26 protein-coding genes and 1 pseudogene are annotated in these 23983 nt (G+C 32.9%); 11 read left to right on the forward strand and 16 right to left on the reverse strand.

Annotation, left to right across the window (positions count from 1 at the left end):
• Window positions 1-535 precede the first annotated feature (535 nt).
• Complete coding sequence (locus B9N71_RS05575; RefSeq protein WP_034909519.1) at window positions 536-871, forward strand: zinc ribbon domain-containing protein YjdM; 336 nt, start codon at window positions 536-538, stop codon at window positions 869-871.
• A gap of 205 nt (window positions 872-1076) precedes the next feature.
• On the opposite strand, the gene fliR is transcribed toward B9N71_RS05575, so the two are convergent.
• From fliR to fliF, 13 genes and pseudogenes are all read right to left on the reverse strand, one after another.
• Complete coding sequence (gene fliR / locus B9N71_RS05580) at window positions 1077-1871, reverse strand: flagellar biosynthetic protein FliR (RefSeq protein WP_051634103.1); 795 nt, start codon at window positions 1869-1871, stop codon at window positions 1077-1079.
• A 5-nt stretch (window positions 1872-1876) separates the two neighbouring features.
• Window positions 1877-2146 carry a flagellar biosynthesis protein FliQ gene (gene fliQ / locus B9N71_RS05585; protein WP_085164693.1) on the reverse strand — a complete coding sequence of 90 codons (270 nt, stop codon included), beginning with the start codon at window positions 2144-2146 and terminating at the stop codon, window positions 1877-1879.
• A gap of 8 nt (window positions 2147-2154) precedes the next feature.
• On the reverse strand, window positions 2155-2892 hold the full coding sequence (fliP, locus tag B9N71_RS05590) for a flagellar type III secretion system pore protein FliP (protein ID WP_085164695.1): 738 nt from the start codon (window positions 2890-2892) through the stop codon (window positions 2155-2157).
• Window positions 2893-2898: 6 nt separating this feature from the next.
• The gene (fliO, locus tag B9N71_RS05595; RefSeq protein WP_085164696.1) at window positions 2899-3336 is read right to left on the reverse strand and encodes a flagellar biosynthetic protein FliO; all 438 of its coding nucleotides are present in this window, start codon (window positions 3334-3336) and stop codon (window positions 2899-2901) included.
• Window positions 3336-3644, reverse strand: a pseudogene (fliN, locus tag B9N71_RS05600) (flagellar motor switch protein FliN); the annotation flags it as partial. The gene fliO and the pseudogene fliN, both read right to left, overlap by 1 nt.
• 64 nt (window positions 3645-3708) lie before the next feature.
• Window positions 3709-4758, reverse strand: coding sequence for a flagellar motor switch protein FliM (gene fliM / locus B9N71_RS05605; protein ID WP_085164697.1), 1050 nt, complete (start codon window positions 4756-4758; stop codon window positions 3709-3711).
• Between the two features lie 5 nt (window positions 4759-4763).
• Window positions 4764-5231 carry a flagellar basal body-associated FliL family protein gene (locus B9N71_RS05610; RefSeq protein ID WP_085164699.1) on the reverse strand — a complete coding sequence of 156 codons (468 nt, stop codon included), beginning with the start codon at window positions 5229-5231 and terminating at the stop codon, window positions 4764-4766.
• Window positions 5232-5410: 179 nt separating this feature from the next.
• Complete coding sequence (locus tag B9N71_RS05615) at window positions 5411-6517, reverse strand: flagellar hook-length control protein FliK (RefSeq protein ID WP_085164701.1); 1107 nt, start codon at window positions 6515-6517, stop codon at window positions 5411-5413.
• The gene (fliJ, locus tag B9N71_RS05620) at window positions 6507-6968 is read right to left on the reverse strand and encodes a flagellar export protein FliJ (RefSeq protein ID WP_051634102.1); all 462 of its coding nucleotides are present in this window, start codon (window positions 6966-6968) and stop codon (window positions 6507-6509) included. The genes B9N71_RS05615 and fliJ overlap by 11 nt, the downstream gene beginning before the upstream one ends.
• A gap of 12 nt (window positions 6969-6980) precedes the next feature.
• Window positions 6981-8360, reverse strand: a complete 1380-nt coding sequence (gene fliI / locus B9N71_RS05625; RefSeq protein WP_085164703.1) for a flagellar protein export ATPase FliI — start codon at window positions 8358-8360, stop codon at window positions 6981-6983.
• On the reverse strand, window positions 8356-9126 hold the full coding sequence (locus B9N71_RS05630) for a flagellar assembly protein FliH (RefSeq protein ID WP_167370062.1): 771 nt from the start codon (window positions 9124-9126) through the stop codon (window positions 8356-8358). The genes fliI and B9N71_RS05630 overlap by 5 nt, the downstream gene beginning before the upstream one ends.
• Complete coding sequence (gene fliG, locus B9N71_RS05635) at window positions 9119-10117, reverse strand: flagellar motor switch protein FliG (protein WP_065561660.1); 999 nt, start codon at window positions 10115-10117, stop codon at window positions 9119-9121. Before fliG ends, B9N71_RS05630 begins: the two co-directional genes overlap by 8 nt.
• Window positions 10114-11841, reverse strand: coding sequence for a flagellar basal-body MS-ring/collar protein FliF (fliF, locus tag B9N71_RS05640; RefSeq protein ID WP_085164708.1), 1728 nt, complete (start codon window positions 11839-11841; stop codon window positions 10114-10116). Before fliF ends, fliG begins: the two co-directional genes overlap by 4 nt.
• 175 nt (window positions 11842-12016) lie before the next feature.
• On the opposite strand from fliF, the gene fliE reads away from it, so the two are divergent.
• Both fliE and B9N71_RS05650 read left to right on the forward strand, forming a co-directional pair.
• On the forward strand, window positions 12017-12325 hold the full coding sequence (fliE, locus tag B9N71_RS05645; protein ID WP_085164710.1) for a flagellar hook-basal body complex protein FliE: 309 nt from the start codon (window positions 12017-12019) through the stop codon (window positions 12323-12325).
• A 283-nt stretch (window positions 12326-12608) separates the two neighbouring features.
• Entirely contained in the window at window positions 12609-13733 is a 1125-nt protein-coding gene (locus tag B9N71_RS05650) for a hypothetical protein (RefSeq protein WP_085164712.1), read from the forward strand.
• Between the two features lie 67 nt (window positions 13734-13800).
• On the opposite strand, the gene fliT is transcribed toward B9N71_RS05650, so the two are convergent.
• Genes fliT through fliD form a run of 3 tightly spaced genes read right to left on the reverse strand, consistent with a single transcriptional unit; the run spans window position 13801 to window position 15984 of the window.
• Complete coding sequence (fliT, locus tag B9N71_RS05655) at window positions 13801-14148, reverse strand: flagellar protein FliT (RefSeq protein ID WP_085164715.1); 348 nt, start codon at window positions 14146-14148, stop codon at window positions 13801-13803.
• 12 nt (window positions 14149-14160) lie between these two features.
• The gene (fliS, locus tag B9N71_RS05660) at window positions 14161-14541 is read right to left on the reverse strand and encodes a flagellar export chaperone FliS (protein WP_034909484.1); all 381 of its coding nucleotides are present in this window, start codon (window positions 14539-14541) and stop codon (window positions 14161-14163) included.
• 9 nt (window positions 14542-14550) lie between these two features.
• Window positions 14551-15984, reverse strand: coding sequence for a flagellar filament capping protein FliD (gene fliD, locus B9N71_RS05665; protein ID WP_085164717.1), 1434 nt, complete (start codon window positions 15982-15984; stop codon window positions 14551-14553).
• Between the two features lie 329 nt (window positions 15985-16313).
• On the opposite strand from fliD, the gene B9N71_RS05670 reads away from it, so the two are divergent.
• From B9N71_RS05670 to flgL, 8 genes are all read left to right on the forward strand, one after another.
• Window positions 16314-17126 (forward strand): flagellin N-terminal helical domain-containing protein, encoded by an 813-nt coding sequence (locus B9N71_RS05670; RefSeq protein WP_065609921.1) that lies wholly within the window; start codon window positions 16314-16316, stop codon window positions 17124-17126.
• 182 nt (window positions 17127-17308) lie between these two features.
• A complete protein-coding gene (locus B9N71_RS05675) occupies window positions 17309-18025 on the forward strand; it encodes an RNA polymerase sigma factor FliA (protein WP_065590621.1) in 717 nt (238 codons plus the stop codon).
• Between the two features lie 181 nt (window positions 18026-18206).
• Entirely contained in the window at window positions 18207-18536 is a 330-nt protein-coding gene (gene flhD, locus B9N71_RS05680; RefSeq protein ID WP_034909475.1) for a flagellar transcriptional regulator FlhD, read from the forward strand.
• Window positions 18537-18549: 13 nt separating this feature from the next.
• The gene (flhC, locus tag B9N71_RS05685) at window positions 18550-19158 is read left to right on the forward strand and encodes a flagellar transcriptional regulator FlhC (protein ID WP_065609920.1); all 609 of its coding nucleotides are present in this window, start codon (window positions 18550-18552) and stop codon (window positions 19156-19158) included.
• A gap of 51 nt (window positions 19159-19209) precedes the next feature.
• A complete protein-coding gene (gene motA, locus B9N71_RS05690; protein WP_065590619.1) occupies window positions 19210-20097 on the forward strand; it encodes a flagellar motor stator protein MotA in 888 nt (295 codons plus the stop codon).
• Window positions 20097-20990: a flagellar motor protein MotB gene (motB, locus tag B9N71_RS05695; protein WP_065590618.1), complete on the forward strand. Its 894-nt coding sequence runs from the start codon at window positions 20097-20099 to the stop codon at window positions 20988-20990. The genes motA and motB overlap by 1 nt, the downstream gene beginning before the upstream one ends.
• A gap of 142 nt (window positions 20991-21132) precedes the next feature.
• Window positions 21133-22776: a flagellar hook-associated protein FlgK gene (flgK, locus tag B9N71_RS05700; protein ID WP_085164721.1), complete on the forward strand. Its 1644-nt coding sequence runs from the start codon at window positions 21133-21135 to the stop codon at window positions 22774-22776.
• Window positions 22777-22790: 14 nt separating this feature from the next.
• On the forward strand, window positions 22791-23747 hold the full coding sequence (flgL, locus tag B9N71_RS05705) for a flagellar hook-associated protein FlgL (protein WP_085164723.1): 957 nt from the start codon (window positions 22791-22793) through the stop codon (window positions 23745-23747).
• The last annotated feature ends 236 nt before the right edge of the window (window positions 23748-23983 follow it).

Raw genomic sequence — 23983 nt, forward strand, 5'->3', positions numbered from 1 at the left:
CCCGATGCCCGATGCCCGATGCCCGATGCCCGATGCCCGATGCCCGATGCCCGATGCCCGATGCCCGATGCCCGATGCCCGATGCCCGATTAAGTCCATATTTTATCATAACTTTATTATTCCTCATACTTATTTTCTTAAATTTATTGTTATAAAATAAACAGTTAATGTTGTTTTTAGTAATTTTAGCATAAAGTAGTATATAACTATGCTACTCTATTTTAGAATAAAATCTTCGTTTTTCACCTGTTTTTTTGTAAAGTTTTGTTAAGCTCCTTCTTTAATAAAAGATCATCCATTGCTCTAAATTTTTTAATAATATAAGATAATGAATCTATTACTTAAAATCACATATTTGCTTATTAATATTAAGACTTAATCATTAACCTTTACAGAAACATAATTAATACTTCCTATATTTTTGTATATCGCTATTTTAGATCCTAACAATAGCGAATAGACAACATCCATGACTTAATAGCATTTTTTTGCTATAGTAAACGCCATTTTATTTAATCTATAAGAGTTATAAGCTATGGAATCTATACCTAATTGCCCTGTTTGCCAATCTGAACACACTTATCATGATGGCAGCTTTTGTGTTTGCCCTGAATGTGCCCACGAATGGGATCCAAACGAGGCTGTGTCTTCTGATGTTGGATTACAGGTAAAAGATAGCAATGGTAATTTACTTGCTGATGGCGACGATATTATTTTGATTAAGGATCTAAAATTGAAAGGATCTTCAACGGTGCTGAAAAAAGGCGCTAAAGCCAAAGGCATTCGTTTAGTCGAAGGTGATCACGAAATCGACTGCAAAATTGATGGCATGAAAATTATGCTAAAAGCCTGCTTTGTAAAAAAAGCTTAGTTAACTATTTTATTAATGCTGATTTTATCAGCATTAATCTGTTTTAGTGTTAATTAATATAATCTATCATACAATAAACATACTTAGTTAGATCATTGTTTTCAATTAAGTATTTATTGTTTTTTGAAGAATTTATTTCCCATAGCCACAAAAAATAAGTCAAGTTGAATAGGTAAATTAAATACGACTGTGTGATCAATTTATATCACTGAGTTAAATACCATAAGATACTAGAAATTCGCTCAAACATTTGTTCAAAAATAAATTCAGTAAATGCGGGTAGTGTTGTAATTAAATAAGTTAGCATGATTAGCCCTAAGAATAGGGTCGCTGGATAACCAACCACAAATATAGATAGCTGTGGCGTCATTCTGTTAAGTAGTCCTAATGATATGTTGATGATTAATAGCAATGTCATTAAAGGAAGTGCTAACATGATTGCGTTGATAAATAATAGTTTGCTGACTTCAATTAATGCTAAGTATCCATTCGCTTGTAATGGCATTACTGCAATCGGAATAATATCAAAACTATTTGATATGCCGTATAACAACCATAAATGGCCATCAAGACTGAGAAATATTAATAAAGCAATGATGTTAATTAAGCGCGATAATACTGATGTTGATGGACCGCCAATAGGGTCAAAAAAGGTCGCCATTCCTAGCCCCATTTGCATCCCTATTAATTCTCCTGAAAATCGCACTGTCATAAATGCCAACTGCATGGTAAAACCAATAAGTATTCCAATCATTATTTGTTGTGCAATAATCCATATTCCTATAAATGAGTATATTTTTATATTGTCATCAATATGTGGATGTGGCAGTACAATCGTAGTGAGTAGCGCTAGGCCAATTTTAACTCGATTAGGCGTTTCCTTTTCGCCAAAAATGGGCGCTACCATGATCAACGCTAAGATACGAACAAAAGGGAAAAAATAGTCCCTAATCCAAGAAAAGAAATCGATATTAAATAAATTGTTGATATCAAATTCCATTACATTTAACGGGTTAAGTTAGGAATATCTGTAATAACGGTTTGGATATAGTCGATCATGGTTGATAGCATTGATGGCCCCAATATTATTAAAACCACAATGACCACTATGATCTTGGGAATAAATGATAATGTCATTTCGTTAATTTGCGTCGCAGCTTGTAATAAACTAATGATTAACCCTGTTACTAATGCGGCTAATAATAACGGTCCAGCTAATGATGCCGAAACTTTTATCGCTTGTATGGCTAACGTGCTGATATATTCAGATGACATAGTGCGACTCAACTAAAAAAGCTTTGTGCTAATGATCCAAGTAATAAATGCCAACCATCTGCCAAGACAAATAACATTAATTTGAATGGCAATGATACTGTCGCTGGTGGCACCATCATCATTCCTAATGCCATAAGCGTGCTTGCTACCACTAGATCAATTACTAAGAATGGAATAAAAATTGTAAAACCAATTTGAAACGCTGTTTTTAATTCACTCACCACAAAAGCAGGAACTAATACTTTTAAAGGAACGTCTTCCCGTGTTTGAATGTCGTTTTGGTGAGACATGTTAACAAATAACGCTAGGTCATTTTCTCGCGTTTGGGTAAGCATAAATTCTTGTAATGGTTTAATTGCTTTTGTTAATCCTTCTTGCATGGTAATTTGATTTTGTGAATATGGCACATACGCTTCTTGATAAATTTTATCAATGACTGGCGACATAATAAAAAAAGTCATAAAAAGCGAAATTCCCAAAATAACTTGATTCGGCGGTGCTGATTGCGTACCTAGGGCATTACGTAACAGACCTAACACAATGATAATTCTTGTAAAACTGGTCATCAATAATAATATTGCTGGTATAAAAGTGAGCAATGTTAAAAAGACTAATGTTTCAACTGGTAACGACCAATTTTGCCCACCTGTTAGGGACTGATTTATGTTAGTTAAAGCTGAAGTTTCAGCATGGCTAGATAAGCTAAATAGCAATAAACTTAGCAAAATAGTTAAATTTAATCGCACTTGTTGTTACTCCTTTTTCACTTTTAAAGCGGATTGTAATATCTGTTGAAATGCGTTAATTTTCGTAAGATTTTTATCTGCTCCATTTTGCGAAAGCAACACTTTGGTTCGTTCTTCATTGATGGTATGTAACAATGTCATTTGTTGAGGAGTAACACCTACCACTAATAATTGGTTATCAACGTGAATAACCATAATACGTTCTTTAGGATTAATGTTATATGTGGCTTTGACATCAATCCATTGTTCGGTCGTTTTTTTCCAACCCATTCTTTTTGCGAGCCATCCTAGCAATAAAATAAAACCGATGATCACAATAAGCGTTAATCCCATTGACGATCCAATTTCGGTATAAATATTTAAATCAGAAGACGATGGCGATAAGGTATTAGTATTGGTTGCACCAACCGTAGGTTGAATCAAATTAGGTTGCTTTATTGTCATTAACGGCTTAATCTTCTTACACGCTCTGATGGAGTAATAATATCGGTGATACGTACACCATAGTTATCGCCAACTACCACAATTTCGCCTTGAGCTATTAAATAACCGTTAATTAATATATCTAATGGTTCTCCTGCAAGCCCATCTAATGCAATTACCGAACCTTGGGTTAGATTTAATAGATCTTTAATAGCTATTTTTGTTCGACCAAGTTCAACGCTTAAATCAACAGGTATATCTAATATAAGATTAATATCTTGCTTTTTATCTTTTGTTTGTTGAGGAGATAATGTTTCAAAAATAGCCTCTTTAGTGATGAGTTCATCACTCATTACTTTTTCTTCTTGGTCTTCGCCGTTATTTGGTATAATGTCAGTCATTGAACACTCCCTCATTCAGTTGTTCTATCACAGGATTAATGACCTGTTCTACTTGAATTGCATACTGTTTATTTACTTTACCGTAATGGCCTTTTAATACCGGTACACCACCAACTGTTACATCTATATTTGTTGGTTTTTCAATTGTTAAAATATCATCAACTTTTAACGCTAACAGTTTTTCAACAGTTGTATGAATATGGGTAAAATTGGCAACTAATTCGACAGATGATTGTTTAATTCCAGTGGTTAATGAACTCATCCAGATATTATCGTCTTGATAAGTCTGTTCTTCGATAGGAGGCTTTATTAGCAACTCTTTGATTGGTTCAACCATAGAATAAGGGATACAAATGCAAAATGTCGCTTTGCTATGACCCACTTCGACTTTGAAGTTTGTTGTTAGCACAACATCATCAGGCGAACTGGTAATGTTGGTAAATTTGCTTTGCATTTCAGAGCGAATATATTCGGTTTCAATTGGGTATACATCAGCCCATGAATTTTGATAAATAACTAATGCTAATTCTAATACTCGTTTTATGATTTGCTGTTCGGTGTGGGTAAATTCTCGTCCTTGTGTTTTTATTTTAGTTGTACGCCCGTCGCCTCCAAATAATGAATCAACGATAATAAAGACTAATTCAGGTGAAAATGAAAATAAGCTTGAACCTCTTAATGGGTTAAGATGAACTAAATTTAAATGGTTTTCTGATGAAATATCAGAAAACTCCTCAAATGTTTGTGGTTCAATCGGCGATGCAACTACGTCAGCATTGCGACGCAATCGATTAAATAGCCCAATTCTAAACTGACGAGCAAAACGTTCATTAATGATTTCTAATGCGGTTAATCGTTCAGGAATAAAGCGATGTTTTACCGATAAATCATAAGGTTTAACATCAACCTTTTTACCAGAAGGTAACGAAAAAGAAGAAACATCAATACTGCTATCTTCACCATCGTTAACAAAACTATCAGATAGTTGTTCTGCAGCACTATTTTCATTTAAATCTGTTGTGGGCTCTATCTTATCGGGCATAATAATCACCGTATAATAAAATCAGTAAATAGAACTTCATCAACTTTTACCCAATGTTTTGCATCATATTGTCTTGATAAGGTAGTTTTTATCTGCTCTTGTAAATCGATCTTCCCCGATTCTTGCTTTAGTTTGTTAACATGCTGTTTTGAAGTTAAAAGTAGTACGTCACTTCTTACTTCAGGTAAATAATCTAATAGCACAGTTCTTTGGTTTTCATCGGCGATACGCAAAACTATTCCAATATAAATAATTTTATTAGTTTCGATATTATCTTCTGAGACAGGTAATGAAATAGTAAACGGTTTTAATGTTAAAAATACCGGTGACGTAACTTCGGGTTCTTCTTGTGCTTTAGTTGTGCTTTGTGAGTGATTGTGAAACCACAAATAAGCCGCAACACTTATCGCTAACAACGTAATAAGAATAAGGATCAGATTTAAAACACTTACTTTTTTTTTCGTGGTAGGCATATTTACTCTTGTCTCTATAAATTTAAAAAGATTTATAACCCATTAATTAGGTATAGTTACAAGGATAATAAATCATATTTTTTAAATTGATTTGAAGAATAGGCAACAAAACATTACCTATTTAAACGTTTCAATTGATTTAAAATATAAAATTGCTCAAAAAATAATAATCTTATTAGTTAGGCAAATATACTAAGTCTAGATTTAATTGATCGACTTTCAACTAGAGATTGCTCAATACTATCGTCTATTACATCAAGTGATACGACTTTCTGGGTTTGATTGCTTTTTGTTTGTTGCGGTGTATCAGATTGTTTTGAATCATTCATCATTGAAAAATCACCGATATTTGTTTGCTCTAGTGTAATACCTTGATCTTCTAATGATGTTCTTAAAAAAGGTAAAGCCGATTCTAACATACCTTTAACAGCACTATGTGCAGCCATCATATGAAGATTCATTTTATCATCATTCATTGCAAGCTTAATGTACATTGAGCCTAACTCTTGTGGATGTAATTTTATTTCGGCAGTTTGAATACCTTGACGATTAAACATGATAATTTGTTCAGTTAATGAAGTTTGCCACTGCATAATATTTTGTGTAGGTAAATTTATTGTCGCTGATCTTGCGCTAATACTAGTTTGTGATAATAGCTGGTTTTGTCCATTGGTATTGGCTAACAAAAATGGCTCTTGATTAGTAGCCATTTGTCCTTCATCATCGTAATTATTTATTAATTGGACTTGATTCATCACTACTTTCTGCATAAATTCACTAGCTTTATGCGATTCATTTTTTGAGTTAGCAAAATTATTAATATTATCTTTAATATTTGTCGTTCCTTTATCCACAGGTTTAGTTTTTATTCCTGTTTGTGATGTTACTTTATTAATTAAATCTTCACTGTCATAAATAGAAGTAAGTAAATGTGTTGCTTGCTGATCGATTACCACTTCTGATGATGATCCATCGAATAAATTAACATTTAATGTTTCAGTATTTTGATCTATTTTTATATCACTATCTTGTGCTATTGGTGTTTGTATATTAAAGGGATAAATTTCCGTAATTAACATTTCAACATTATGATCATTATCTTCTTGCGCATCATCGATACCTTTTAATTTGGCATTAACGGTTTTTTTATTATGTTCGGTTTGATTTTCACTTTGTTGTAATAATTGTTGAAAGCAATCATTACCATTATTCGTTAAATTGGTTTCAACAAGATCTGATTGATGAGAAACAGTAGGGTTCAATCCATTGATAAGATTAACATTCATTTAATACTCTCCTTGCTAATTGTAACTGCGCAAATTCATCTGTCAGTTTTTGCTGTAACCGATTTTGTCGTTGCAAATATTGGTTATACTGCTTATTTAATAGTGTGGTATATGTGTTTAAGCTTTTTTGTGATTGATTAAGCTGATTTGTAATTTGTTTTTGTTTAATATCTAACGATAACAATAGTTTTTTTTGTTGCTCAATACCTTGTTCAATTGAAGCAATAAACGATTTAAAATTGTTTAACTCGCTACCTTTAATACCTTCAAATAAGGCATTATTTAATTTTTGTTGATATTCAACATAATAATTATTTAAAACATTTAGCTGTGATTGTGCATTTTGATGATTTTCATTTGCTTTTTTTAGTTTTATCAAATTATCGTCTACCGACTTTTGCGCCAATTTTTTTAATGTTGAAAATGCAAGTTGCGAAGGATTTTTATTCATTATGATATTTCCCTAACGAGCTAATGGTGGCTCAACAATGGCCGCTAATTGTTGATAAGCGTCTTGATAACAGCAATGTTCATTAATACCTTGTTGTAAAAATTTTTGCATGGCAGGATATAGCGTTATTGCTCTGTCTAATAATGGATCTGTGCCAGATACATAAGCACCAACATTAATCAAATCACGGTTTCGTTGAAAAATTGAAAATAATTGTTTAAATAATCTAGATTTTTTTTCATCTTCAGGGGCAGTAAGATCTGTCATTACGCGACTGATTGAAGCTTCAATATCAATAGCTGGATAATGCCCTGATTCAGCAAGAGATCGAGATAAAACAATGTGTCCATCTAAAATTGCTCGGGCCGAATCTGCAATCGGATCTTGTTGATCATCACCTTCGGTTAATACTGTATAAAATGCAGTAATTGAGCCTTTCCCTTCTTCATCATTACCAGCTCTTTCAACTAATGCGGGTAGCTTTGCAAAGACTGATGGTGGGTAACCTTTAGTTGCTGGGGGTTCACCTATTGCTAAAGCAATTTCTCGTTGTGCCATAGCATAACGAGTTAAAGAGTCCATAATCAATAAAACGTTAAAACCTTTATCACGAAAGTTTTCAGCAATTTTTGTTGCATATGCCGCTCCTTGTAAGCGTAATAATGGTGAAACATCCGCTGGTGCCGCTACAACAACCGCTCGAGCCAATCCTTCTTCGCCTAAAATATTTTCGATAAAGTCTTTAACTTCTCGACCTCGTTCACCAATCAACCCGACAACAATAATGTCCGCTTGCGTATAACGAGCCATCATGCCTAGTAAGACACTTTTACCAACCCCTGATCCAGCAAATAAGCCCATTCGTTGCCCTTTGCCAACCGTTAGCAAGGCATTTATAGCTCTGACACCAACATCAAGAACCTGATGAACAGGAGTCCGTTGTAGTGGATTGAGGGATTTATTGGCTAATCCAGCATACTCAATATGCTCAGGTAATGGTTTATCATCCAAGGGATTTCCCATAGCATCAACCACTCGACCTAATAATCCCATTCCCATAGGTAATACTTTATGATTAAAATGTGTTAGATCATATTGCTTAGTATAGACTCGTGCCCCTAATAAAATACCGTCAGTTGATTCAAATGGCATTAAGTAAAGTGTTTTATCACTAAATCCAACTACCTCACACTCAACGGGCTCAATTCGACCGTCGGTTTGTCGTTCAACCAAGCAGTTAGACCCCAAAGGTAACTTTAGTCCAATAGCTTCTAGCACAAGTCCCGATGCTTTAACCAATCTTCCATATTGGCGGATTAGTGATAGTGATTCAAGTTGTTGTGTAGCTTGGTCAATTTTATTTAGCCATTGTGCAGAATATCTCACGTTAATGATTGTCCTCTTTTAAGCTATCAGACATTATTTGCCAGTGTTGATCGATATTTGCATCAATTTCATTAGTTTCGGTAAATATCTTGCATCCACCCTGTTCTACGTTAGAATCGTCAATAAGTTGCCAATGATGTTGACTGATTTCATCATTCAGCATGGGTTCTAACCACAGTAAATCAGCTGGATTAAGATGCAATGCAATAGGTTCAGACAAAACTGAGCACTGTTCAACTAATGTTTTTATGGTATAAATAAGCTGTTTTTGCTTAGCTTTGGGTATCGTGCCTACTGTTTTTTGCGCAGCAATCAATGCTAAATCAAGCAGTTTAGGAACAATTAATTCATCGATCTCGTTAATCGAATTTTGAAAATTAGCTATTAAATTAGCTATAGCTTGAACGGCATTTAATTTTTCTTCATTAAGTTGTTGTTCAATGAACTGGCGCCCTTCTTGCTCGCCAATTTGATAGCCTTCATCATAACCAGCCTGTTTACCTGCATTGAAACCTTCTTGTTGACCTAAATTAAAACCGTCCTGATAAGCCTGTTTTTTTACCTCTTCTTTTAATTGCTCTAACTGTTGTGCCTGATTTAACTCTGGTTCAATTACAACATTATCTATCTCGGTAGCAGTTAGTTCTGTTTCAGGATCATCAGTTCCAACGTTTATAGCAACTTCATTTTTACTTAATTTCGGTAATTCGGGTAAAGAGAAATCTTGAAAACTTAATGGTTCCCAATTTAATCTATCTGGCCGATTACACATATTCATCATCACCGCTACTTAGGATCACTTCACCACTTTCTGCTAATCGACGAGCAATAGCCAATATTTTTTTCTGTTCAGTTTCAACTTGAGATAAACGTACAGGAGGTCGATTTTCTAAATCTTCACGTAAGATAGATGCCGCTCGCTGTGACATGTTACTCAATAGTTTTTCTCGTAATTCAACCGATGCACCTTTCAATGCAATTATTAATATTTCATTATCGACTTCTTTAAGTAAGCGTTGAATACTTCTATCATCCACTTCAACAAGATTTTCAAATAAGAACATTTCATCAATAATTTTTTGGGTTAACTCGCCATCATAATCACGCAATGCATTAATAACTTGCTCTTCTTGCTGCGTTTTCATTAAGTTAATAATTTCTGCCGCAGTACGTATACCACCAAGATTATTAAGTTTGATATTTTGACCATGTAGTAAAGTCGATAATGAAGTTGAGAGTAATTGAAGTGCAGAAGGCTCTACTCCTCCAAAAGTTGCAATACGTAACATGACATCGTTTCGTAATTCATCATCAAATAGATTTAGAATTTCTGCCGCTAAATCACGATTTAGATGAACTAAAATAGTTGCAATAATTTGTGGATGTTCTTTTTTGACCAAATCAACTGCTCTTGTAGCATCGACATAGTTGAGCATTTCAAGACCATCGGTTGCTTCTTCTTTTCCTGTATCTAATAATTCATCCAGTAAACGTTCGGCTTTTTCACTACCAAGAGATCGACCCAATATTGTACGTAAGTAACCATCTGGATCGGTATTTAAAACAGCGCATTCTTCAAGAGCAACTTGGCACTCGTTAAGTATACCTTTCAACTGTTCTTGCGAAAATTGAGGTAATGACATCATCGCACTACTAATTTGTTGCACTTCTTTATGGTTAAGATGTTGCATAACTTGTGCCGCTAACCCTTCACCTAACACCATTAAAATCGCAGCTACTTTTTGAGATTCACTTAATATCATTGCTCAGTGTCCTCCTTATTTATCCAATTACGAATAATTAGTGCCATTACACGCGGTTCTTTTTCAACAATTTTCCGTATATGCTGTTGTTGTTGCGTATTATCTTCAAATATTTTTTGCTGTTGTTTACTGTGAGCTTTATAATCTAATTTATCGTCTACGGTAGATTGAGAAACTAATGATTCTCCATTATCAATAAGGAATTTACGTTGTAATTTTATCCATACCGAACGTAAAACCTTACGCCACGCAAACCATAAAATAATAATATAAATTAGATATTTAATTACTGTTTTAGCAGAATCATAAAATTCAGGAGTTTTCCAAAATGCCATATTATCGTTGTCATCAAGTGTTTGATCGGTAAATTTCAAATTTGCAACAGTCAAGCTATCACCACGTAAATCAGAAAACCCCATTGCCTGACGGGCTAATGCTTCAATATTTTTCAGTTCATCACTATCTAGTTTTACCCATTGTTCAGTTATGGAAGATGACTTGTCATTGTCATTGTCATTATCACTGTCAACATCTTCAGATTTAACATTATCTGGCTCGGTTGTAACGAATTTATAATTCACCAAAACAGCAACCGATAAACGTTTAATACGACCTTCAGGTATTTGACTGTGTATAACCTTTCTATTTACTTCAAAATTAACGGTATTATTTGATTGCAAGCTGTAATTTCCTTGCTTATCGTGTTTTTCAGTCGATTCTTGTTCATCGATTGGCGCGCTAGATGCAGGTACAGGTTGATTAGACAACGCTCCTGGCACACCACCTACACCATAGCTTTTAGCTGATTGACGATTTTCTACTTGTTGCTTACTGCGAATAGTTTGATTAGCAATATCACTATTAGGATCATAAGTTTCTGATGTTGATTCTTGTCGACTGAAATCAATATCAGCATTCACTTGTACCTTGACATTATTTTTACCCAAAATTGGCGTGATGATTTTTTCTACTCGCTCACGAATATTATTTTCAATTCGCTCACCAAATTCGAGTTGAGCAACATTTGTGTTTCTATCACGATAACCTTCACCAGTTAACAGGTGACCATGCTGATCGATAATGGTCACTTTATCTGCTTGTAATTCTGGCACACTACTGGAAATTAAATGGATAATGGCATCGATTTGACCTTGTGATAATGAGCGCCCAGGAAATAACGTTAATGCCACCGATGCAGAAGGAGATTTCCTTTCCCTGACAAATAAAGAAGGTTTAGGCATCGCTAAATGCACTCTAGCATCATCAATACTACTGATGATGGATATTGTTCGGGATAATTCGCCTTCTAAAGCTCGTTGATAATTTATTTGTTCATTGAATTGGCTCATACCAAAACTTTCTTTGTCGAGCAATTCAAAACCTACCGCCCCACCTTTTGGTAAACCCTGCTGAGCAATACGTAATCGGGTATCGTAAACTTTATCTTGCGGAATTAAGATTGTGGAACCAGAAGACGAAAATTGATAAGGAATATTCATCTTATCAAGTTGGCTAATAATTTCACCACCATCTTTATCATTTAAATTACTGAATAAAACTGCATAAGACTCATCTTTAGCCCATAAATAAATAAAACTAATAATGGCTATTATAATTACAGCAGCAATTAACAATGCCATTTTGGTGTTTTGTTTTAGTTGATTTATAAAAGGCAACTTATTTAATATTGATTCACCTTTATTATTGACTGTTTGACTAGCCATTGGCACCCTGACTCTAAACTATTTAGATTAACTCTGTTCGTTATTATCCATGTATTTAAAAAATTCAATGGCGAGAAAAGCGTGCACTTTTTCCCTTACTTATACCCTTTGTTTTTTTATTTATATGTTAAATTTAGCCATACAGTAACAAAAGAGCTAAAAAGCAGTTATCAAAATGAATACAATCAATACATTCAATCCAATTGAGCTAACTGATTTAAATAAATCAACGTCAATATCTCCAAAAACGCATTTTGCAGATAAAAACTTTGTTTCAGAATTAAAAACCGCTTTAGATAACATCAGTCAAATACAAATACAGGCAAATAATGAAGCAAAAGCTTTTGAAATGGGAGATACAAATATTTCATTGAATGAAGTCATGGTTAATATGCAAAAATCATCGGTTTCATTGCAGTTTGGTATTCAAGTACGCAATAAACTAGTTGCTGCTTATCAAGAAATTATGAATATGAATGTTTAATTAATGACATCAAATATAATTCCTATATTCTAAATTTTGCATTTTACTTTTACAGATAACCATTCATTCTGGTCTAAATGCGATAATCAACTCATCACACGATTCAAGTTTAAAATAAGCATCGGTCATATTTTTGATGCTTGTTTCCCTACTAAATATATTATTTTTGTTATCAACTGATGGTAAAAAAACTTTACCATTTTTACTGTACTATTAAAAAAAATAACGACATAATGCCGTCATTTAATAAAAAATAATCAATTAAATACATAAGGGATTCAAAGTGATAACACTAAAAAAGACCAATATTTCTTTAAATGAACAGCGTCTCAATTACCCAACATTAGGGCAACTCATTGTTCTGACAACATCGCTTGATGGTTTTTCTATAACTGAGGCTATTTGTTATCAAAAGAAGCTTGTGATTTCTGCTAAATTTTATCCTCAAAACAAGTACGATTATAAAGTTATATATGTCGTAATTGATCTGGATAAAAAAAACACGCATTATTATCATGAATCAGATGGAATTAACCCCCAATTTTTTGTCAGCCCTACTGGTAAGTATTATGTGTCTATTGATGTATACCATCCAGATAAAGATTTAGGTATTATGCTTCCATTATTTGATAGAGAAAATATCACCTATCCAAAGCCCAAACGTCCTATTGTCGGCGATTTTAAGGGAATATGTCATGATTTTTCTATTTTCCATTATGTTGATCTTTTTTCAGAGACAAAACCAGATAAATTGATTGCAGTTGAATTTAAAAATGATGATATAAAAAAAACCTATACCAATAAAATTCCGCTTCCAAAACATAACAAACTTTTTATTGATTCTTTGAATAATCAAATACATCTACTTGCTTGTGTTGACAATGGTTGGTTACATCGTCAAATTGATGAAATGGGGAGCGATTTACAATCAAGAAATATAAACATAGGAAAACGTTTTTTTCTAACTTGCGTATTGAATTTAAGTTTTACTTATACATCAAGTATCTTAGGTATTGATGAAAAAGGTAAGTTTTATTTAATCAATATTTCACCCGAAGGAAAAATAGAACAAAATTTATTGTTTGATATGGAAAGGCTAATTTATTCTATTTGGGAACCGATAAAAGTTGCTGCAGAAACGTTTGTTATTCGATTCACAGATGAAATCGGCAATGGGTGGATTACAATTCAAAATAATCAGGTGATCGAAGCCTTTTCTCAGGAAACCGTTGGTTGCTATATAAACCTGCACACAAAAGAAGTGTTTAAATTATCCACAAAAGAATTAATCATTAGTGAGATCGTCAAAACCAAAGATGCCAATTATACTGTTGTTTTTTACGGAAAAGAAGAAGACAATCACTCAAAAAACAAAGAGTTAATTATTTTAAATCGCAATATTGATTAAGGCTGTTTAACGGAATGCTTGGTTGGTTCCTATCGATGAATAAGATTCAAACAAAGCATCCACAGACTTACATTATACAGGCAATTTTTTGATAGCTACCAATTTTAGTTTGATAATCGGCATGCTTACCAATCAACTCTCTAAGCTGAGAATGACGAGTAATCATTAATTGGGTTAACTGCTGCTGATAGCTAAGTATATTTTTGATATACATTCTAATCATGTCTTGATGTTGCAATGGTAAGTTTTCAATTTTTGCAAAATCATCAACCAACATAATACCTTTCGATAATTGAAGGTATTTTGCCTGCCAACTCAACAATAAGTCCCATTTTTCATTCTGTGCATTAACCAACATTTGTTCCACAACATAGTTGAATTGTTCGTATTGTTCTAATAAGTTATTTCCTTGCATAATCATCCTTTTTTACTTAGCTATCTCACGCCACGACTCAGCAATATTGTTAAGTAAATCGAAACAAGTCTGTAATTTTTCTTGATCATTATGTAAATTAGCCAATAACAATTGTTGGCTAATATAGTGATATAAACGATCTAAATTTTCGGCAATTTCACCGCCTTTTTCTAAATCTAGACAGCTTTTAAGACCATTATCAACAATATTAATCGCTTTAGAAATTGCGTTACCTTTACCAACAATATTGCCTTTTTGAATATATAAGCTAGCCAATTTAATGGCGTTAAGTGCACCATCAAATAATAAGACAATCAATTGATGGGGAGACGCTTGACTAATACGTGTTTCTAAATTCACTTGCTCGTAAGCATGAGATCCCATTTTATACATTACTATTCTCTATTTTTTTAAATTTGCCATCATATCAAATTGGGTAGTTAAATAATTACTCATACTATCTAATGAGTTGATTAAAATATCCAATTTAGTAAATTGAACTCGGTAACGCTCAATAGTTTGCTCAATAGAACTGCTTACTTGTTCATGCCGTTTATCTAATGATTTTAAGGTAGAATTTAAGCCATTGGTTGCTGAATCAATCATGCCATCACTATCAATAAACCCTCTCACTTTGGAAAAAATTTCATTAGCAATACCCGTTGTTTTACCATCACCAGTAAATAATATTGCCACCGCTTCACTGTTTTCACTGAGTGCTTTTTGTAGTTCGCTTTCTTTAATCGTTAACATGCCATTTTTGTCCATGTTAATGCCGATTTGAGCTAAAACAGAAAATTCTCCGTCTTGCCCTTTGGCAAATATTGAGCGGATACTTTGATCTATATTACGTAATGTTGAATCCCCAATAAGTGGACCATTATTGCTATTTAGTTCTTTTGAATTTGTCTCTTCTGCGGTGAATTTTGTTAATGTTGATATTGTTGTTTGTAATTGATTAAATGCCTCGACCCATTCTTTAATGGCTTCTTCCACTTTTTCATTATCCGCTGTTATAGCAAGATTCTGACTAATTGTTGTGGTCTGTTTTAATGTAATATCCACACCTTGAACCACATCTTTAACAGTATTAGAATTACTAGTTATGGCAATACCATTAAACGAAAATTTAGCATCTTGCGCTTTTGCAACTTCATTCATATGACTATTGCTAGGTTGATTAATATCAAATCCAATAACATTATTTAACATTTCGTCATCTGATGAAATAGAAGTAATGCTTTGTTGTTCACCTGTTTCTTTCGATGTGATGACTAATTGATAACCATCTGCTCCAGAACGAATAATGGCAGCATTCATTGTTGAAGGGCTGGTTGTTCCATCTTCATTAGTAACTTTGGCATTATTAATGGCATTTGCTATTGATTGCAAAGATGTCTCATCCTGAGATAAGGTTACATCAAGTTTTTGACCATTAGCTTGTTCAATCGTAATAGTTCGCGTTTGGTTATCATTACCTAACTTAGCATTTTTATCATTGATCGTCGATGTAGCAATACCATGAGATGTCGCTAATTGATCAACTGTCACTGTATAATTACCTAATGCTGCTTTGCTATTTGCTTTTACCGAAAAATAATTGTCATTTCCTGTTGCTATTCGGCTTTGAAAAAGCTCTTTTTTTTGAAGTTTTTCCGTTGCAGTATTAAATGTTGTTAATGCACTTTTTAATTTACCAAAACCACTAATTTTCGCATTAATTGCTTTTTGTTGCGTTGTAATTGGGGTTAAACGTGTTTTTTCAGCCACTTCTAGTTGATCTAAAATACCATTAAGATCGATTCCAGAACCAATGCCTAATGCGCTCATTGCCATGATTTAATCTACCTATAACAATTATTCAATATTGTTTATATCGGCTGACAATTAAAAAAATTTAGTCTTCTTTTAAATATTTATTTAATAAATTGATAACAATCTATTTTTTTGAATAAAAAATCATTGAAAAATTTTTAAAAAAAATAACAATATGATTTATTTAATAATATTATTTTAATTTGCAACTAAACTGCTACTATAAAAAAATAATCATCAAAAATATTAAAGTTCCCTGTTTTGTTACCGATAAGTTATTTGTCAGCAAGAATATTGAATTAAATTTAAATATCTTGTTGATTTTAATATTTATATTATTGGAGATAAAAATGGCACAAGTAATTAATACAAATACAATGTCTTTAATGGCAAAAAATAACCTTAACAATTCTCAAAGCGTTCTTAGTACTTCTATTGAGCGCCTTTCATCAGGTATGCGTATTAATAGCGCTAAAGATGATGCAGCAGGTCAAGCAATTGCTAACCGTTTTTCATCAAACATCAAAGGATTAACACAAGCTGCTCGTAATGCAAATGATGGTATTTCACTTGCACAAACTACTGAAGGTGCATTAAACGAAATCAACAACAACGTACAACGTATTCGTGAATTAACTGTTCAAGCGGCAAATGGTACCAACTCTGAAAGTGATTTAGTATCAATTCAAAATGAAATTGATCAACGTCTAGATGAGATTGATCGTGTTTCTAACCAAACTGATTTCAATGGTTCTAAAGTATTATCTGAAGATAAAACACTTAAAATTCAAGTAGGTGCAAATGACGGCGAAACCATTGAAATCAATTTGAAAAAAATTGATAGCACTGAACTTGGTTTAAATGGATTTAACGTATCTGATTCACCAACAGAAGATCCATTAAAAACAATTGATACTGCATTATCAAAAATTGATGCATTAAGAGGGCAATTAGGTGCGGTACAAAACCGTTTCGAATCAACAGTAACCAACATTAACAATACTGTAAATAACCTAAGTTCTGCACGTAGCCGTATTGAAGATGCTGATTATGCAACAGAAGTATCAAACATGACTCGTGGTCAAATTTTACAACAAGCAGGTACATCTGTATTAGCACAAGCTAACCAAGTACCACAATCTGTACTTTCTTTATTACAATAATTCTATTTTGATTTTTAGTTATTTTAACTCTGTCATATAGTCATGATAGCCATAACGGCATTTTATAATGCGGTTATGGCTAATAATGATAATTAGCTATTTTTTAGCCCTTTATTCAACCCATTAAATTTGCTAACCATCGTCATAATAATGTTAGATATTTTTTTAACATTGATTCAAAAATGGATGATAGCTTATATAACTCACGCGGTGTAATACACCAAATCGATTGGCAACAATATATTCATTTGGTGCGTAATGAAGCTTTAAAATTAGCTGTCCGTTTACCAGCAACGGTCGAACTTGATGATTTATTACAAGTTGGCTATATCGGTTTATTAGACACTATAAAACGTTATGACTCATCTCAAGGCAGCGCTTTTGCTACATTTGCCATACCAAGAATTAAAGGAGCAATGCTTGATGAATTACGTAGCCGTGATTGGTTACCAAGACAAACTCGTAAGAAAATTAGAGATGTTACAACCGCAATTAATGAATTAGAACAGAAGTTAGGTGCACCCCCTAGTGATTATCAAATTGCTAAATACTTAGAATTACCTATAAGCGAATACCGAAAAATTTTATTAGATTCAAATAATAGCCAAATATGTTCGTATGATGAAATTCATAAAAAACTGGGTGATAACATTGATACCATTATTAAATGTGATGAAGATAATAATCCTTTTTCGGCACTAATAGATGAGGAAATTCGTAACACAATTATTCAACAAATAGAAAGACTACCAGAAAAGGAAAAACTTGTTTTATCACTTTATTACCAAGAAGATCTCAATTTAAAAGAGATTGGTAAAGTAATGAATATCAGTGAATCAAGAGTAAGCCAATTACATAGCCAAGCGATCAAAAGAATACAAAGTAAAGTTAATTTTTAGAAAATATAAAAAGGCAATTAAAATAAAGTGTAATTAAAAGAAAAAATAATTGAAATTATTTTTTTATTGACCTTTTGCATTTAAAAATGTAATTTTAAGCAAAAAAAAACTAATGCTATTTAATTTTACTAGTTATTCGTTTTTTTATGCGAAACAAAACAAATATGAATTGGTGACTAAATTGGGAAATTTATTAGATGACGATATTCTTAAATGTATACATCATTTGAATCTATCAACACTACTATTAAGCCAGAAAATGATTGAAAAAGATAAAGTTATGGCAATGTATCGATTAGGTATTGACGAAGAAACTGCTGACATACTTAGCCGTTTAAACACATCTCAAATGTTGATTCTATCAGAAACAAATCAATTAACTTTTCAGTTACGATTTGAAAATGCTGAAATGATGAAAAAACTTACTGAAGAATCTCGCATTGGTGATATTAAACAGATGCATACAGGAATTCTTTTATCAAGTTTGCTATTAGATTCAATCAATAAGTAGCTAAGGAACTAAGATGACAAGTACAAGTATTATTCAAAAATATGAGGAAACTCAACTCGCTATCAAATTGATTTCCCTAGGTGGAAGAATTCAAATGCTGGAAAGTGAAACCAACTTAAGTCGAAATAAACTTATCAAGCTTTATAAAGAGATTCAAGGTTGTCCTCCACCTAAAGGTCTATTACCATTTTCAACCTCGTGGTTTATGACATGGGAACCTAATATCCATGCGAGTATTTTTTATAACGCATACTCTTATTTAGTTAAAAATGGTCTAAAATCAGGCATTCAAACTATCTTAAAAGCTTATCAACTTTATTTAGAGCAATGCCAATTTTCATCACATAAGGATAAACCTGTTTTAGGTTTAACCAGAGCTTGGATATTAGTCAAATTTGTCGAAAAGAAAATAATGCAACAATCATGTTGTAACACATGTCGTGGACGTTTTATTACACACGCTTATCATCCGCAAAATACTTTTACTTGCAGTTTATGTCAGCCTCCATCAAGGGCAGATAAGAATAATAAAACACAAAAAGAAAACGACGAAAAATGCATGAAAGTGTTATCGAAACCAAGTTATTTAAATTTATCAGTTGCCAAACAGATCACTGCTTAAATAAATATTAAAGCAATTCAGCCGTTATTTTATGGAGAAAGAAGAAAGTCAATGCTAATAGTTATAGGATATATCGTAGTGATCGCTTCGGCGCTACTTGGCTATGTACTCAGTGGTGGTTATTTAGCCGTACTATTTCAGCCACTCGAATTGCTGATTATTGGTGGTGCTGCTATAGGCGCTTTTATTGTTAGTAATGAACAAAAAACAATAAAAGCCACACTTAAGTCTTTAGGTCAATTGTTTAAAACATCCAAATATAATAAGAATCTATATTTAACACTCATTAATTTTATGTATACCATTTTGACGAAGATTCGCCAAAGTGGAGGGCTATCCATTGAATCAGATATTGATAATCCGCATGAAAGTGAATTATTTAAACAATATCCACTTATTTTAGCTAATCCAAGAATTTGTGATTTTATCACTGATTACTTACGTCTTATGATTAGTGGCAATATGGATGTATTTGAAATAGAAACACTGATGAGTGAAGAAATTGAAACATTTGTCCACGAACTTGAAAAACCTGTAGATGCCATTTCAGGAATTGGTGATGGCCTACCTGCATTTGGGATCGTCGCTGCTGTAATGGGCGTAATTAATACACTTGCTCAAGCTGATAGACCAGCAAGTGAACTCGGTGAGCTTATCGCTCATGCTATGGTAGGAACTTTTTTAGGAATTTTGCTTGCTTATGGTTTTGTTTCGCCATTAGCTGCTTTATTAAAACAAAGAAACGCCGATACAGTGAAAGTTCTAGAATGTACCAAAGTAATACTTATTGCCAGCATGCATGATTATGCGCCACAAATTTGTATTGAATTTGGGCGAAAAACGTTATTTTCTCATGAAAGGCCATCATTCTTTGAATTAGAAAAATACATACAAGAAGTTAAAGACAAAAAATCTAATCCAAATGAAAATAAAGAATAATGAAAGATAAATCTGTAAGAATAATTATAAAGAAAAAATCAGGGCATGGTGGTGGACATCATGGCGGTTCGTGGAAAATCGCTTATGCCGACTTTATGACCGCAATGATGGCGTTATTTTTAGTCATGTGGTTAATTTCTACATCTACCCCTCAAGAATTGAAAGGGATTGCTGAATACTTTAGAACCCCTTTAATTCTTGGCTACAATGGCGGTAAAAATATTAGCGATAGTGAAAGTCCGATTCCTGGTGGTGGTGATGATGTTAGTAAACAACTTGGTGAAGAAAAGAGCTATCATTCTACCCTATCACAGAATGAAGTTGAGAAACAGCAACTTGAAAAAATACAGATGATTGAAGCGGCACGTAAAATTTATGATATTTTTGAAATTGATGAACGTCTAAAGAAATTAGCTCCTAATCTTATTATTGAATTAACTGAAATGGGGTTACGGATTCAAATTTTAGCTTCAGATGATAAACCCATGTTTGATGTTGGTAGTACAACCATTGATCCTAATATGCAAGAAATTCTGCATGCATTAGCGCCGATTATCAATTCATTACCAAATAAAATCACTTTGTCAGGCCATACTGATGAACGCCAATATACAACAGGTGATAGAGGATATAGCAATTGGGAACTATCTGCAGATAGAGCTAATTCATCAAGAAGAGAGCTTATAGCTGGTGGATTAGACTCAAATAAAATTATTCGAATTATTGCACTTGCCGATACAGTGAATTTAAACAATCCTAATTACAGTAAAGATGCTAATCGTCGTATCAGTATCTTAATTTTGAATAAAATAGCACAGCAGTATATTGAAGAAGAAAATAACATGACCGGAACCGATTTTTTAAGACAATCACAACGGACTAAATCAGAATAAATTTATTTTTGAAAAAATGTATTTATTTGAAAACTTTTTTAAAACACGCATAAGAATTATTAAAGTTTTGTGAATTTAACCCGATATAAAAAAGACTTATTTTAATTGATATTATGAACTCAAACTATATTGAGAGGATTTTATGGCGAATTCATTAATGAATACTGGTATTAGTGGGTTAAATGCAGCACAAAATATGCTGAATGTAATAAGTAATAATATTAGTAATGCTCATACAACTGGTTACAATCGTCAACAACAAATTTTACGCCAAGCAAATGGAACTCAGCATAGTTTTGGGTTTGTCGGTAACGGTGTTTGTGTATCATCTGTTAATCGCGCTTTTAATAATTTTGTTGTAGGACAACTGCGACAATCACAATCACAAAATGGTTCTATTAAGGCTTATTATAATGAATTATCTAAAGTAGATAATCTGTTAGCCGAGAATGACAATAGTATTTCATCTCAAATCAATAATCTTTTTGCCAGTTTAAATAAACTTGCATCAAATGCTAGTGATGCATCGACAAAACAAACTGTTATTAGTGATCTGACATCTTTAACTAGCCAATTTAATAAAACAGAAACAAATTTAAAGAACCAAATTGCCAACGTTAATACTGAATTAAATAGTAATGTTGATAAAGTTAATACCTATACTCAACAAATTGCCGAACTTAATCAAAAAATATCACAACTACAGTCGGTAGGCGGTGGAAACGAACCTAATGCATTACTTGACCAACGCGATCAGTTAGTCAATGAATTAAGTGAAATCATTGACATTACCGTTACTGAACAAAATGGACAATATAATCTTTCGCTCGCTAATGGTTTAAATTTAGTTCAAGGCTCTTCTATTAACTTATTATCGGTACAACCTTCAACAGATGATCCTTCTTTAAATACTATTATTTATACTCACCCTTCAGGTGCAACACAAGAATTGACAAGCCAAAACATTACATCAGGTACGTTACACGGCTTATTAACCTTTCGTGATGGACCATTAACCGAAGCCCGCAATCAGCTAGGCTTAATTGCATTAAATTTAGCAGAACGTTTTAATGAAGTGCATATGTCGGGTATTGATATTAATGGTAATCAAGGTGAAAAGTTGTTTGATTACAATCATCCTAGTTGTGTCACAAATACTAAAAACCAAGGTAATGCTTCAGCCAAAATTGAGTTTAATGCTTTGAGTAAAGTAAAAGCTTCTGATTATAAAATAGAATTTGATGGTAATAATTGGATTGTCACAAGATTATCTGATCATCAGCTAATTACTCCTGAAATCAAAGATGGTAAATTGTTTTTTGATGGACTGACCATTGAGATAAGTGGTAATGCGGTTAATGGAGATTCGTTTATCATAAAACCTGTTGCCGATATTGCTTCGTCATTACAACTGCTAGTGAAAGATGTAAATAAACTAGCAACAGGTATTAACGATGAAGAAAATGGCGCTGGTGATAACCGCAATGTAACCAAATTATTAGAAATCCAACATGAAAAACTTGTTAATGGTACAACAACATTAAAAAGTGCTTATACCCGCTTAACTAACTATATTGGTAGTGAAACTCAAACAGCAAAAATTTCTGCTCAATCAAGTAAAAATATAACTCAGCAAATTTATGAACAAAATCAATCGATTTCAGGGGTTAATATTGAAGAAGAGTATATCTCTATGCAGGTTTATATGCAGTATTACCAAGCAAATGCCAAAGTGATTGATGCGGCAACAACACTATTTGATACCATTTTAGGTTTAACTAAATGATTAAAGGATAAAAAATGCGCCTTAGCACAAACTCAATTTATCAAAAAAACTTAAACAGTATTTTAAACACCAACAGCAAATGGCAAAAATCGGGGTTGCATTTGGCAACAGGTAAAAAGATTTTAACTCCTTCTGATGATCCAATGGGAGCATCACAATCATTAATAATAAAGCAAGCGCAAGCACAAAATGAACAGTTTCAAGCAACACGCGAAAATGCCGATAAATCACTTAGTCGCCAAGATACGATCTTATCGGAAGCCAATACTGTTATCCAAGCAATTCAGGAAACATTGGTCTATGCATCAAATGAAACCTTAAATGAAGAAAATAGACTCGATCTTGCTAATAAATTACAAAGTTTGAAAGATCAACTTTTATCATTAGCTAATGCAAAAGACACTAATGGTAACTATCTTTTTGCTGGTAAGAAAAACGATACACCTCCTTTTGTTATGAATGAATCAGGTGAAGTGAGTTACGTAGGCGGTACAACTTCTATCAATGTATTAATCGATGACTCGCGAGAAATATCGCTAAGTTTTACAGGTATTCAAGTATTTATGACTGGCTCAAATGTTAAAGAATCTGATGGTTCACCAGCAGAAAGTAACATATTTGCAAGTATTGATTATGCAATTGAGGCATTAAAAATAGATCTAGATTATGATAATGATGATACCGTTGAACAATTTAGATCTGGGTTGTCAAAAGCACGTCATGGAGTAGACAATTCTTTTAATAATATTTCGACACTTAGAGCAGAAGGTGGCTCAGTATTATCCGAAATTGATAGATTAACCACATTGGGTAAAACATTAGATATTGAATTTCAAACTCAAATCAGCCAACTTGAAGACGTCGATTGGTACGAAGCCATTTCAGAATATGTAATGCTACAAGCTAATTTACAAGCTGCACAATATACCTTTATGACTATGCAAAGTATGTCACTGTTTCAAATGAAATAAGCATTGCATGCTGATTTGTGCAACGTGATCTTACCCCCTAAAATAATTCATCCCCTATAGGAGGCTTAACGCCTCCTTTTTTGCAGAAATGCTCAATAAGTAATGCTATATCATGCTAGATAAGCAATCAATGTAATTATATAATTAACATAAAAAAACAACCCAAAAACACTAATAAAATCAATTGGTTTTTTGAATAATTTTTATCATTATTAGCTTTGGTTCCCTTCATTGCC

Source organism: Gilliamella bombi, from assembly GCF_900103255.1.
Lineage (GTDB): Bacteria > Pseudomonadota > Gammaproteobacteria > Enterobacterales > Orbaceae > Gilliamella > Gilliamella bombi.

Excerpts from the sequence above, each read along its gene's own strand:
- B9N71_RS05575 (WP_034909519.1), top strand. The coding sequence starts at position 536 with ATGGAATCTATACCTAATTGCCCTGTTTGCCAATCTGAACACACTTAT.
- fliR (WP_051634103.1), bottom strand. The coding sequence starts at position 1,871 with ATGGAATTTGATATCAACAATTTATTTAATATCGATTTCTTTTCTTGG.
- fliQ (WP_085164693.1), bottom strand. The coding sequence starts at position 2,146 with ATGTCATCTGAATATATCAGCACGTTAGCCATACAAGCGATAAAAGTT.
- fliO (WP_085164696.1), bottom strand. The coding sequence starts at position 3,336 with ATGACAATAAAGCAACCTAATTTGATTCAACCTACGGTTGGTGCAACC.
- fliM (WP_085164697.1), bottom strand. The coding sequence starts at position 4,758 with ATGCCCGATAAGATAGAGCCCACAACAGATTTAAATGAAAATAGTGCT.
- B9N71_RS05610 (WP_085164699.1), bottom strand. The coding sequence starts at position 5,231 with ATGCCTACCACGAAAAAAAAAGTAAGTGTTTTAAATCTGATCCTTATT.
- B9N71_RS05615 (WP_085164701.1), bottom strand. The coding sequence starts at position 6,517 with ATGAATGTTAATCTTATCAATGGATTGAACCCTACTGTTTCTCATCAA.
- fliJ (WP_051634102.1), bottom strand. The coding sequence starts at position 6,968 with ATGAATAAAAATCCTTCGCAACTTGCATTTTCAACATTAAAAAAATTG.
- B9N71_RS05630 (WP_167370062.1), bottom strand. The coding sequence starts at position 9,126 with ATGTGTAATCGGCCAGATAGATTAAATTGGGAACCATTAAGTTTTCAA.
- fliG (WP_065561660.1), bottom strand. The coding sequence starts at position 10,117 with ATGATATTAAGTGAATCTCAAAAAGTAGCTGCGATTTTAATGGTGTTA.
- fliF (WP_085164708.1), bottom strand. The coding sequence starts at position 11,841 with ATGGCTAGTCAAACAGTCAATAATAAAGGTGAATCAATATTAAATAAG.
- fliE (WP_085164710.1), top strand. The coding sequence starts at position 12,017 with ATGAATACAATCAATACATTCAATCCAATTGAGCTAACTGATTTAAAT.
- fliT (WP_085164715.1), bottom strand. The coding sequence starts at position 14,148 with ATGCAAGGAAATAACTTATTAGAACAATACGAACAATTCAACTATGTT.
- fliS (WP_034909484.1), bottom strand. The coding sequence starts at position 14,541 with ATGTATAAAATGGGATCTCATGCTTACGAGCAAGTGAATTTAGAAACA.
- fliD (WP_085164717.1), bottom strand. The coding sequence starts at position 15,984 with ATGGCAATGAGCGCATTAGGCATTGGTTCTGGAATCGATCTTAATGGT.
- B9N71_RS05670 (WP_065609921.1), top strand. The coding sequence starts at position 16,314 with ATGGCACAAGTAATTAATACAAATACAATGTCTTTAATGGCAAAAAAT.
- B9N71_RS05675 (WP_065590621.1), top strand. The coding sequence starts at position 17,309 with ATGGATGATAGCTTATATAACTCACGCGGTGTAATACACCAAATCGAT.
- flhC (WP_065609920.1), top strand. The coding sequence starts at position 18,550 with ATGACAAGTACAAGTATTATTCAAAAATATGAGGAAACTCAACTCGCT.
- motA (WP_065590619.1), top strand. The coding sequence starts at position 19,210 with ATGCTAATAGTTATAGGATATATCGTAGTGATCGCTTCGGCGCTACTT.
- motB (WP_065590618.1), top strand. The coding sequence starts at position 20,097 with ATGAAAGATAAATCTGTAAGAATAATTATAAAGAAAAAATCAGGGCAT.
- flgK (WP_085164721.1), top strand. The coding sequence starts at position 21,133 with ATGGCGAATTCATTAATGAATACTGGTATTAGTGGGTTAAATGCAGCA.
- flgL (WP_085164723.1), top strand. The coding sequence starts at position 22,791 with ATGCGCCTTAGCACAAACTCAATTTATCAAAAAAACTTAAACAGTATT.